At 66.8% G+C, this 11,174-nt stretch carries 13 protein-coding genes and 1 pseudogene; 13 read left to right on the forward strand and 1 reads right to left on the reverse strand.

Annotated features, from left to right (window positions below; all coding sequences use genetic code 11):
• Positions 1 to 26 precede the first annotated feature (26 nt).
• The 9 genes and pseudogenes from T398_RS24520 (at position 27) to T398_RS24560 (ending at position 6,021) form a co-directional block, all read left to right on the forward strand.
• Positions 27 to 731, forward strand: coding sequence for an SDR family oxidoreductase (locus tag T398_RS24520; protein ID WP_491639545.1), 705 nt, complete (start codon positions 27 to 29; stop codon positions 729 to 731).
• Positions 728 to 1,531, forward strand: a complete 804-nt coding sequence (locus T398_RS24525; protein WP_491639546.1) for a methyltransferase domain-containing protein — start codon at positions 728 to 730, stop codon at positions 1,529 to 1,531. The genes T398_RS24520 and T398_RS24525 overlap by 4 nt, the downstream gene beginning before the upstream one ends.
• On the forward strand, positions 1,528 to 2,451 hold the full coding sequence (locus T398_RS24530; protein ID WP_491639547.1) for a hypothetical protein: 924 nt from the start codon (positions 1,528 to 1,530) through the stop codon (positions 2,449 to 2,451). The genes T398_RS24525 and T398_RS24530 overlap by 4 nt, the downstream gene beginning before the upstream one ends.
• Positions 2,451 to 3,014 (forward strand): hypothetical protein, encoded by a 564-nt coding sequence (locus T398_RS24535; protein WP_491639548.1) that lies wholly within the window; start codon positions 2,451 to 2,453, stop codon positions 3,012 to 3,014. Before T398_RS24530 ends, T398_RS24535 begins: the two co-directional genes overlap by 1 nt.
• Positions 3,011 to 4,207 carry an NUDIX domain-containing protein gene (locus T398_RS24540; protein WP_491639549.1) on the forward strand — a complete coding sequence of 399 codons (1,197 nt, stop codon included), beginning with the start codon at positions 3,011 to 3,013 and terminating at the stop codon, positions 4,205 to 4,207. Before T398_RS24535 ends, T398_RS24540 begins: the two co-directional genes overlap by 4 nt.
• On the forward strand, positions 4,204 to 4,890 hold the full coding sequence (locus T398_RS24545; RefSeq protein WP_491639550.1) for a hypothetical protein: 687 nt from the start codon (positions 4,204 to 4,206) through the stop codon (positions 4,888 to 4,890). The genes T398_RS24540 and T398_RS24545 overlap by 4 nt, the downstream gene beginning before the upstream one ends.
• Positions 4,891 to 4,898: 8 nt before the next feature.
• Positions 4,899 to 5,105: pseudogene (locus tag T398_RS24550) on the forward strand (nucleotidyltransferase domain-containing protein); the annotation flags it as partial.
• 15 nt (positions 5,106 to 5,120) lie between these two features.
• Positions 5,121 to 5,642 (forward strand): hypothetical protein, encoded by a 522-nt coding sequence (locus tag T398_RS24555; RefSeq protein ID WP_496450214.1) that lies wholly within the window; start codon positions 5,121 to 5,123, stop codon positions 5,640 to 5,642.
• A 115-nt stretch (positions 5,643 to 5,757) separates the two neighbouring features.
• Positions 5,758 to 6,021: a hypothetical protein gene (locus T398_RS24560; RefSeq protein WP_491639552.1), complete on the forward strand. Its 264-nt coding sequence runs from the start codon at positions 5,758 to 5,760 to the stop codon at positions 6,019 to 6,021.
• Here the strand turns inward: T398_RS24560 and T398_RS24565 are convergent.
• Complete coding sequence (locus T398_RS24565; protein ID WP_491639553.1) at positions 6,018 to 6,752, reverse strand: haloacid dehalogenase-like hydrolase; 735 nt, start codon at positions 6,750 to 6,752, stop codon at positions 6,018 to 6,020. The two genes, T398_RS24560 and T398_RS24565, sit on opposite strands and share 4 nt — an antisense overlap.
• A gap of 368 nt (positions 6,753 to 7,120) precedes the next feature.
• On the opposite strand from T398_RS24565, the gene T398_RS24570 reads away from it, so the two are divergent.
• The 4 genes from T398_RS24570 to T398_RS24585 all read left to right on the forward strand — a co-directional run.
• Positions 7,121 to 8,569, forward strand: a complete 1,449-nt coding sequence (locus T398_RS24570; protein WP_496450211.1) for an FAD-dependent oxidoreductase — start codon at positions 7,121 to 7,123, stop codon at positions 8,567 to 8,569.
• Entirely contained in the window at positions 8,566 to 9,855 is a 1,290-nt protein-coding gene (locus T398_RS24575; RefSeq protein ID WP_496450212.1) for a hypothetical protein, read from the forward strand. The genes T398_RS24570 and T398_RS24575 overlap by 4 nt, the downstream gene beginning before the upstream one ends.
• On the forward strand, positions 9,852 to 10,730 hold the full coding sequence (locus T398_RS24580) for a class I SAM-dependent methyltransferase (protein ID WP_307867924.1): 879 nt from the start codon (positions 9,852 to 9,854) through the stop codon (positions 10,728 to 10,730). The genes T398_RS24575 and T398_RS24580 overlap by 4 nt, the downstream gene beginning before the upstream one ends.
• Positions 10,727 to 11,174: GTP cyclohydrolase II (locus T398_RS24585; protein ID WP_496450213.1), on the forward strand; the 448-nt coding region annotated here is incomplete at its 3' end. The genes T398_RS24580 and T398_RS24585, both read left to right, overlap by 4 nt.

Genomic DNA, 11,174 nt, shown 5'->3' on the forward strand with positions numbered 1-11,174 from the left:
GTTCTCCACGACCCTGGGAGGTGCCAGTGGAGCACGTATTAGTCCCATCCACCCTGATCGTGACGGGTGCCGGGCGGGGTATCGGGCTCGCCACCGTGCGGGCGACCATGAGCAGGGGCCTTCAGGTGTACGGGTTGGATATTCACGTGCCCGCGGACGTTCCGCGCGGAGACCAGGGCCCCTCCTGGCACGACGTCGACGTCGCGGACGAGCAGCAGGTGCAGTCGTTCTTCGCCGATCACGTCAAGCCTGGTTCGGTGGGTGGGCTGGTGAACTGCGCGGGAGCGGTGGAGCGCACCTCGATCATCGACGCGGACGTCGCGGAGTGGGAGCGGATGCTCGCGGTCAATCTGAGCTCGGCTTTCCTGGTGATCCGTGAGTTCGTCGCGTATGCCGCCGCTCCTGCCGCCATCGTCAACGTCAGTTCCGTCAACGCCCACTACGGGCACCCGGAGCGACTCGGGTACGCGGTGGCCAAAGGTGGCGTGGAGGCGCTCACCCGAGCGACCGCCCGACAACTGGCCGATCGAGGCATCCGCGTCAACACCGTCGTGCCGGGTGCGATCGCTACACAGATGACCCCCGACAAGGCCGCCGGTCACCGCTGCCTTCTCAGGCGCTGCGGTGAACCGGAGGAGGTGGCGGACGCGATCATGTTCCTGCTGTCACCGGAGGCGTCGTACATCACCGGCAGCACGCTGCACGTCGATGGAGGACTGGGGCTGCGATGACGACTACCCACGGCGGCATCACCGAGATCGACTACGCAGCGATGATCCGCGCCCTGAACCAGGTCCACTACGCGGGCGAGACGTCGTTCTACAACAACGCACCGCTGCGCCCTTGCGAGGAGGCGCTCTACCACCGGCTCGGTGTGGGGGCGCGAATCCTCGATGTGGGATGCGGTGCAGGTCGCGTCACCCGGGCGATAACCGCACTGGGCGGCGACATCGTCGGCGTCGACATCAACGACGCGGCCCTGGCCGTTGCCCAGGCAGCGTGCCCGAACGGCACCTTCGTGCACGGCAGCATGAACGCTCTGCCACTACCGACGGACAGTTTCGACCAGGTGTGGTGCCTGCGCTTCTCCTTCAATGCGCTGGCGACCGAGGCCGAACGGGTGGAGACCCTGCATGAGATGTGGCGCGTGTGCGCCCCGGGAGGCACCGTCCTGGTGGAGACGTTCAACTGGCACTACGCCGGCCGGCTCGGGCTTGTGCGTATCGCCAATCTGCTGGACCTAGCCGCCCGCGCCGCGCGATGGCGGGGGCAGCGTCGCAGCGGCTCACGTCCCCTGCCAGCGCGCGACATCATCTACCTCGCCAACAAGACCAGTGGAGCCGCGCCCGGCTACGCCCACCTCACCACCGCCCACGAGTTGTACCTCCTCACGGCGGCGTGCGGCATGCGGCAGTACGCGACCGTGACATCGGAGGAGGGTGTCCTGTCGACCCCCGCGCCCCCGGTACGTGGCAGACACCGCCGGTACTCGATGTGGCTTGTCCTCCGTAAGCCCGGGGAGCGGTCATGAGCGTGTTGAGAGTCGGCAACCGCGCGCTGGAGATCCGGATCGCTGGGTCGGCACCACGCTGCCTGCGGCGTTTTGTCGCCCGACTCGCTGGCACGGAACTGCTGACCGTACCCCCCGGGCAGGGCATGCAGGTACGTGGTGGGCGCCGAACCCGGCTGACCGTCGACGTCAATAGAGGTGAGGTCCTACTGGAACTGGCCGCGGAGCTGGCTGGCGATCCCGCCATGTTGGAGATCGGGGTGCTCCAGGCCGCGGCACGTTCCTTGGCCGTCATGGGGGACGGCGAGCTGGCGCTCCTGCACGGGAGTGCGGTGACCGCAGACGGCGGACGGTCGGCCATAGCGGTGCTGGACGGCGGACGCGGGCAGGGCAAGACATCACTCGCGCTGGGCGTCGCCGCTCACGAAGGCAGCCTGTTGGTCGACGAGTTCACCTTCACCGCCTTCCCCTGCGGTCAGCCCTGCGTGGTGCCGATGCCCACCCTGCCCTGGCACGTGCGCGCCGACATGGCGCCGCTGCTGGCACCTCACGCCACCGAACGGCTCCTCTACGCGGTGGATCTTCCCGCCCCCACCACCGCCGGACACCGCCCGCTGCCGCTGAGCCTCATCGTCATTCCGGATCAGGGCCTTGCGCCGGGCGAACTGCGCGAGACGCCTGCTCCAGCAGTCCGCGATCTGCTGCGCGCGGCGGTGACCGACCATGAGGCGAAGCTACGCGATCCGACTCTGGACCACGTCTCGATCTTTTCCTCGGCTGACGAGGTCACCATCAGCGGCAGCCTTCCCGCATTCAACTTCGGGGAGAAGGCGCTCGACGCACTGGCCGTTGTACCGGTCGTCCGCGTCGGCATCGGCAAACCAGACGATTTACCCACCAGCGTTGCCGCGGTGATCCGTCGGATAAGAGGAAGTTCGTGATGCGGCAGCTAGCGGCGCCATCGATACTCCTCCTCGCCGGCACCAGCGAGGCCGGAAAGTCGAGCGCGGGCGAGTACTTGGCCGCCCTTGGCGCCCGCCGCGTCAAGATCAGGACGATCCTTGTGCAACTCACCTCAGGTCGACAGGCCTACCACGAGGGCGTGGAGACGCGGGAAGGCTTCGGGTACGACGAGTTCGTCTCGAAACTCCTCGAACTCTCCGACCGCGGCGAGACCCCCTTGGCAGTCGAGAGCTTCATCGACGCCGCTTTGGCTATGACTGTAAAGCGCACGTGGCCGGCGCCATGCTCGATCATCTTCATCACGGCACCAGAACTCGTCCGCGTCAAACGCCTCGCGCAGGCCAGAGGGCTGACTGCCGACGAGGCCCGACGCATCATCCGACGCAAAGACGAGCGGAAACGCGTCCATGAACAGCTTCCGGCCTGGCGCGCAATTACCGATCATTGGGTCGACAACACTGCCAACATCATCACCTTCAGGGCTCGTCTCCGCGACGCGTTCCAGACCATGAAGACAACCTCAGGAGGCCTCCAGCCATGACTCGTCGATACGCCTCCGCCGGTGCCGTCGTCGCGACCGACGACCTGAGGTCTCCACAAGTCCTGCTCCTGGATCAGGTCCGGAAGACAGGCGAACGACAGACCGTCGCCCCGAAAGGCCGACTCGAGCCGGGCGAGGCCCCGCTTCTCGCCGCCAAGAGGGAGGTGGCCGAGGAAACCGGCCTCACCGACACGTACTACAGCGGCTATCTCGGGCAGGAGGCCTACACGTTCACCGACAACGACGGCACGCCAGCGGCGAAGACTGTCGACTGGTTCCTCTTCACGACATCCACCACCGCCACGACGCCGGCCCGGGACGAAGGCTTCGTCCAGGCCCGCTGGCTCGCGGCTTCCGCCGCCCGGCAGGCCGCCAGCCACCCCCAGTTCCAACAAGTGCTGGATCGCGCCCTTGCCGTCATCACCTGGCGTGGCGCTCATCCCTTGCCGTTCAGCCAGAAGCTCAGTCACCTGGTCAACGAGGTGGCAGTAGAGGCCGAGGCAGCCATCGCCGGGCATCCGAATGCCGGGGTCGGGCTGTGCGGATCCGCCGCACGAGGAGACTTCGTCGAAGGCTGGAGCGACGTCGACTTCGTTGCCTGGAACCTGCCCCCCACGTCGGCCGCCGCCACGTCGCTCCACGAGATCGTCAGTGAAGCGGCCCGACGCCACGGTGCTCGAGCGTCACTGCACCTCGCCGACAGCCACGGGGGCGACGTCCATCGTCTCGGTCCGCTGTACGACATGAAGATGCGGGTGGTGTTGCGCCGCGCAGGACTAGACACCGCCGTGATCGCAGGTGCCGCCGCCCCTACGCCGGCCGTCACCTCAGAACTGACCGATCTCGCTGGTGATGTTGGCGTACTGCACGCGTTCGCCGTCGCCCGTCTGGCCGCCAGCCACCACACAGAATCGGAGCGCGAGGACACCGCACGCCGGGTGTTGTCGGTGCTGTCGAGCGCCGGTCGACTGCTTGTTGCACATCGAGCGCCAGAGGTCGGCCTGCGGCTTCCCGAGGTAGTTGAGGCGCTGCGGGACTGGCCGGACACCGAGCTCAGATCGCTCCTTGGAGCCTACGACGCCTACCGCCGTGCAGGCGCAGACGACGTAGCGCAGGCCGAACTGCTCGCCGCACGGGTGCCAGGTGCGCTTGTGGCCGTGAGGAGCATGCTCGAAGAGTCGGCATCCCTATGATCATTTTCGTCGACGGGATCGATGGTAGCGGGAAGACGACTCTGATCAGACACCTTGCCACCGCCCTCACCAGCAGTGGCATTGAAGCAGTCGTCTCCAGCCCACTGTGGCATTACCTCCCCACGATCGCCGCGCGGGAACAGTTCGCTTCCTGGGTCGTCAGTACCCCAGGTATGGACGTTGCAGAGGCGCTCATCGGGGCAATGATTGATCGTCTCAATGATCTCCGCGACCTGAGCGTCGCACAAGACCGAGTGCACCTGGTTGATCGCGGGCCGAAGACCGTCTACACATCCGCCCGCGCTCACGCCCACGAACGACACACGGCATTCGAACCCCTTCGGGAAATCCTGGCCGCCTCGGTCCGAGCGCTCACCGACGTCCAGCCGTGTGTGGCGATCGAACTTGGCGAGGGCGAGAAGGCGCTCCAGACGGCCCTTCCGCGACTCATATCGTCTCAGACTGTGACGCCCGGATACCTGGGGTATTTGCAAGCATTCGCCACCGAGATGCGTACCTCTGGCGACTGGCCGGGCCTGCCAACAAAGCGACTTGACGTTTCCATTTCGGCCGAATCCAATTGCGTAGCGGTCATCGAGTCGCTCCGCCTCCCGACGATCACGAACGGCCGTGCGGTCATAGGGGCAGTAGTGCCCGCAAGCGGACGGGGCCGCAAGGCATGAGCCAGCGCATGCCTGCCAAAGTCCCACCGCCGCGACGGCGGCGAGCGGCTGCACTGCTGACAGCCGTAGTTGAAGCCCGTACGGCCTGGCTCTCTGCCACTGTCGACGTGTTGTACCAGCGGCAATCTGTAGGGTCGGCGTGGTTGGTGGGATCTCTCGGACGAGGCAGCGCTGACCCGTACAGCGACGTCGACCTCGTCGTGGCCGTTGACGACACCACACCCCAGGGCGTGTTCGACGATCCGGTTGCCGGCCTACATTTGCCTGGCCGGGTGCTGTTCACCAGAGGCAAGCCCCGCAATGCCCCCGCCGGTGGCGGTTACGTGACTGTTTGCGTAGAACTGGCCACTTTGCCCGTCCTGATCGATCTCTACTTGTGGCCCACCACCACCGCCGCCCTACCCACCGACGGTCGGCTCCTGCTGCACCGCGCGTCACCACCACCACGCACCGGTTTGGCGTTCATGCCGCTGCTGGATCGGCACCGCACCCCGGAATCCACCGGTGCCGACCCGAATCATCCTTCCAGCCTCCTGTTCTTGGTGCAGTTGGCTGCAAAGTATCTCGCCCGTGGCGACCGACCGCGCCATGTCGCCATCACTCGACACTTGGCTCTTCCCTCCGGCGCCGACATCGTCACGCTGCGGCAGATCCTCGACGAACGCGTCGACCAAGCCGCCACCGAGGTCCTGCGTCCCGCTATCAACGCGGCCCACCGCCTCCTCGATCTCGTCGACACCGTTACCGGTTAAGCGCTGCCACGGGACGGTGGGCCCTGCAAGGACCCGGGGTAGGTTCAGCGCCCGCCTCCACGTCTATGCGGGCACATGCCATCTTCTTCTCGGCCAGCTCCACCAGGCTGTGACCGTGCTCGAAAGTGCAGTACAGATGCTGGAACACGACCAGGCCAACGTGAACGTTGCCTTGGCGGCAGCCGTAGACCTCGCCAGCGACTACGCCGAGGCTGGCGAGCTCGGACAGTCCTGCGCCCTGCTTGGCAACACCTACGATCAGCTGAGAGCAGGTGGGAACCATCGAGGCATCGCCCGAGCTCAACGGGCCCGACAGCGGTTGGCCCGATGGCGCGACGAGCGGATTGTCCTCGAACTCGATGAGCAGATGGCCGCCTAACGGGCAGCCGGCGACCTGCCCGAGCTCAATAGCGACATAACGGCGGCCACCACCGTCGTCGGGTCGAGACTGTCGAGTACCAGGTCAGGTTCGTAGGATGCCAGCTCTTGGCGCCCAATCCGGTGAGCGACGACAGCGACGCGAAAGTCGGCGTGACGTGCGCAAGCGATGTCGTTGGGCGCATCCCCGATGACGATCGTTTGAGCGGAATCGAGCGGGTCACCGTAGATCGCGGAGTAGCGCTGAGCTACGACTGCCGGGAGCTGGAAGCGATCTCGCGCGTCCGATCCGAACCCGCCGATGCGAAGATCAAGAAAATCGTCCAAGCCCGCCACGTCCAGCTTCACCTCGGCGGCCGAACGCAGGTTGCCGGTCAGCACGGTCTGGATGAAGCCACGTTCGTGCAGCTTCGCGATGCTCGCCGCTGCACCTGGATACGGCGGCTGGACCTCAGCCAACTCCTGCCGACCCTCCTGCATGACCGCGGCGATGGCCTGACGGAAGGCGGGTATGCCCGCCTCCGCGGCTGAAGGGTCCACGCCCGAAGCGATCGCCGTGTCCACGGCGATCGACTCGTCCGTATACCCATGCACCTTCTTGTCAGGGAAGACAACCTCGGACTGCGCGATGCCGTACGCACGAGCGATCGCGCGCGTCAGCCAACGCAAGTCCGCGGGGATGAGCGTCCCGTCAACGTCCCAGATGACCAAGCCGGCGCTGCTGTGGTTCATCGATGCATCGTCGCACGGGCACGAGCAGCTAACCCTGTCGAGCACTCCGGGTTCGCGGTCGGACCGAGACGGCCAAGCGGCGGATGCGGTCGCGGCAGCGGGTGTCGGTGGATTGTCATAGTCCGATGACATGCCTGTCCGACAACACCCGACGTCGGCGACGGTGAGTGAGCCTTCCCCGAAAGGCCCTGGGCGGCTCGTCCGCGCATAGCTGTCCGGACGGCACCTTCGCTGCCCTACGTGGTGATCATCGCGCTGGCCGCGGCTGCTGCCGATTTGCTGATTCAGCCACGGACATGCAGCGCGTCCGGCGGCGGGGATGGCTGTTCGCTCCCGATCGCCTGCGACTGTTGGAAGGAATGTCTGCAATGTTCTTCGATGTCGTCGTCGTCGGCGCTGGCCCAGGTGGTCTGGCTTGTGCCCACGAGGTCGTGCGCCAGGCCCAGGGCCTGCGGGTGCTGCTGTTGGAGGCCGGGCGGGGGATGCGGAATCGGCCGTGCCCGGTCGACCGAGGGATGCGTTGCACGGGGTGCGCCGGGATCTGCAATGTGATCAGTGGCTTTGGCGGCTGTGTGCACTACGGAGACGGGGTGAAGTTGAGCTTGCTGCCGTCCGGCCGCCGCCTGATCGATCACTTCGGTGAGGACCGCGCGGACGAACTGTGCGAGCGCGCGTTCCAGTTCCTGACCGCTCCACTGCCAGAGCCGCCCATTCTGAGTGGCACGAGACTCGGCGCGCCAGTCATCAAGGCCTTCGCCGGGAACGGCCTGGCCATCCGGGAGTACCCGGTCGCGGTCTTGGGGGAGACGCAGGTTCGGGACATGCTCACGGCGCTGCACGGCTTCCGCAACGACGCTCTGACCGTCTGGGAGAAATCGGAACTTGTCACCGCCGCCCTGGAGGGGGACCGCCTGACGCTGACGGTAGCGACCCACGGTGGCCTCGTCACCGCCGAGACGGCACGGCTGGTGCTGGCCACGGGCCGACACGGGGTGACCAGCACTCACAACCTCCTGACGGCATTCGGGGTGCAGACGATCGCGCCGGACATGTCGCTCGGCGTGCGTCTCGAGACGAGGGCCGAGGTGCTGGCCGCGATCGGCGTCGAGCACCCCGATCTGAAGATCACCCAGTTAGAGCGGGTGGACCGTAAGACGAAGACGTTCTGTTTCTGCGGCGGCCCGAACGGTGGTCGGATCAAGTTCACCAACTACCAGCGCTCCTTCGGGCGGGAGGTGATCACTCTCGACGGGCACGAAACCACTGAACGCCTTCCGGGGGAACGTTCACTGGCAGCCAACTTCGGCCTGTTGTGCCAGCTCGCCAGACCCGGCACCAGCACCGAAGTCCGGGACGAGATCCTGTCCGATTACTGGCGGCTCAGCGGAGGCCGGCCGGTGGCGCAGAGTCTGCGCGCGTTCATGAACAAGACGACCGAGCCGCGTCGTTGGCCGGAGTTGGCTGCGGCAGTGACGTTCGAGCCGTCCGTCAAGGACTTGACTACCGCCCGGCTCGACAGCTTGTTCACCGACGCCGAGCACGTCAGCCTTATCGAGAGCCTCCGCCGGGTCATGGGCTCGATCCTGGACCACGCCGGCGCAGGCTTGTCCGTGGATGACCTTGTCGACGATGTTCTCGTGATCGGGCCTGAGGTCGAGTTCTTGTGGGACCGGGTCCCGGTCGACGAGGACTGCAAGGTGCGGGGCCTGCCGATCTACGTGGTCGGAGACGCCGCAGGGATCGCCCAGGGCATCGTGCAGGCCGCCATGATGGGCGTTGCCGCCGGCGACGCCATCGCGACCGGTATGCCGGCATGACCGCCGTCACGACTCGTCACCTGGTCGCGGACCGGTTCGGGCCGCTCTACCCGGCGTCGGCGATGACGTTGCCGGTCATTCCCAGCCTTCCGATGCCGAGATTCGCCGCGCCGCCACCGGACGTGCGCAACCTCAGCCCGCACTACCGCGACCATTACGGCGCCAACATCCTGCGCGAATATCCCGCCGGACGATCCGGGGACCGGCTCGCGTTCATCGACAAGGCATTCCCGCACAGCGTCTACGACATGATGCTGCTTGCCACAGTCGGCGACGACAGAGTAATCGCGTCGTCCGTCAGCGATGTCCCCGAGGCCATGCTGACGGCGCTACTCAAGTTCTGTAGGCAGTTCGTCGGCTACGTCGACGCCTCCTCGACTCGGCGCCGGTTCGACCTCGACGGGGCGCAGCTCATGATCGGCACGAACCACGACCCGTACACGGTCGACCGCGACAACGGGCAGTGGTGGGACAAGCGGATGCACTGGCACCTCAACTGCTGGCCCGCTGCCGCCTACCGCGACGCCTCGATCGTGCCGCTGGGCGAGGTAGACGACCTCAACCGACGACGGGCGCTGGTGGACCCCATCGCGCACCTGGCCGCCCAGGTCATGCGTGACGCATCCCGTACGCAGCCGCTGCCCGCCGGCTGCCACCTCGCGGGCGACGCAGATCTGTCCGCTGCTGGTGGCCCAGTCGGATTCAAGATCGCTCTTCCGGACTGGGACTTCCTCCTCGATACCGCCTGCGCGCGCCTCCTCGTCCAACTTCATGACGTGGCCACCGGCGCGTACGCGCAGCTGCGGGAGTGCTTCACCGGCAGCCCGGCGGCGTCGCCCCCGTGGACTCGGCCGGGGCTGCTGCCGCCCGGCCAGGTCGCGGCGAACCTGAACAACCTCACCTGGCTGTCCGAACCCGGCCGGCAAGGTCTCGTGATGCTGAGGGCGTTACTCCGGGACATCACCGCCCACGAGATGGCCCTGTTGCGAACGAACATGAATCTCGCGAACCGGTGCCTGACCTTGGCTGGCTTGGACTACCACCTCGGATTCTGGTCTCCAGCGCGACTTGGCAGCTCGCGTGAATGTCCGCCGGTCTACCTCGTAATGCAGTTCAAGCTGCTCAGCGCCATCGGTAGCAGCCCGGCGATCGGTGGCAGCGTCGCATCGATCCTCGACCGCTTCCGCGGCCCGATCATGTCGGCGCAGCAGACCCGCCTGCGTCGACAGTTCCAGGACGGCTTCCTCGCGGACCTGGAGCATGGCGCGCCGGAGGCAGCAGCGTGAATCTCCACCCGCCCGACGTGACCTCAGCGGCGAGCATCACTCCGGAGGTCCTCGCCTTCTACGCCCACGGGGCCGAGCAGGGACGCCTGAGCGACCCGCGCCGCCACATCGAGTACCTGCGCACCCGCGACATCCTGGGCCGCCACCTTCCCCCAGCCGGAACTGTTGCCGACGTCGGCGGAGGACCTGGCGCGTACGCGTTTCAGCTGGCCGCGGACGGCTACCGCGTCCACCTCGTGGACCCTGTCCCGCTGCACCTGGAGCAAGCCGCCACCACGTCCGCCAGCGCCGAGTCGCCGCTGGCCTCGATCTCGCGCGGGGACGCGCGCCAGGTGCCGCTCGGCTCCGCCAGCTGCGACGCAGTTCTTCTGCTCGGACCGCTGTATCACCTCACCAACGCCGCTGACCGCGCCCGCGCCTGGGGCGAGGCGTACCGCGTACTTGTCCCAGGCGGCGTGGTCGCCGCCGCAGCGACGTCCCGCTACTACACCACCTGGGAGTACCTCGCCAAGAACCTCTACGACGACCCGGCGGTGGAGGCGATCCTGGCCCGACATCTTCGCGACGGGCAACACCGCAACCCGACCGGTGATCGACGGCTGTTCACCACCGGCTACTTCCACAACCCGAATGGTCTCGCTGCAGAAGCCACCACCGCAGGCCTGCGCCCGCACGCCCTGCTCGCGGTCGAAGGCGCCGCCAAACTGCTGCCCGACCTCGCCGACCGCCTCCGCGACCCACACCGTCGCGACCTCCTCCTGCGGGCGATCCGCCGGGTCGAGGCAGAACCCTCACTCCTCGGCATGTCTGAACACGTCCTGCTCATCGCCCACAAGCCCACACCCGACAGCACCGCTGCGAAGGAAACGAGATGACCACTACCGTTCGGCTCGCCAGCTGTGACCTCCCCACCGCGTACGGACAATTCCAACTCCATGCTTTCGGCCCCGAGACCGGCCCTGAGGAGGTGCTCGCCGCCGTCCACCGCCCTCAGCCCGCCGGCCAACAGAATCCGCTGGTACGGATTCACAGCGCCTGCGCCACAGGTGACCTGCTCGGATCCCTCAAATGTGACTGCGGCCCCCAGTTGGCCACATCCCTGCGCATGATCGGCGCATCCGACTACGGGATCCTGCTCTACATGCTGTGCCACGAAGGCCGCGGCATCGGGCTTGCTGCCAAGATCCGCGCTTACACCTTCATGGACCAGGGCTACGACACCGTGACTCTGCTGCCGAATTCGGTTCAGGCAGCGAGGTCGTGGTCGAGGCGTTGGAGGTGGCTGGTCCGGGCTGGTGGTAGGGGTTGTTCGGTCCACC

This window comes from Salinispora goodfellowii, assembly GCF_059570675.1.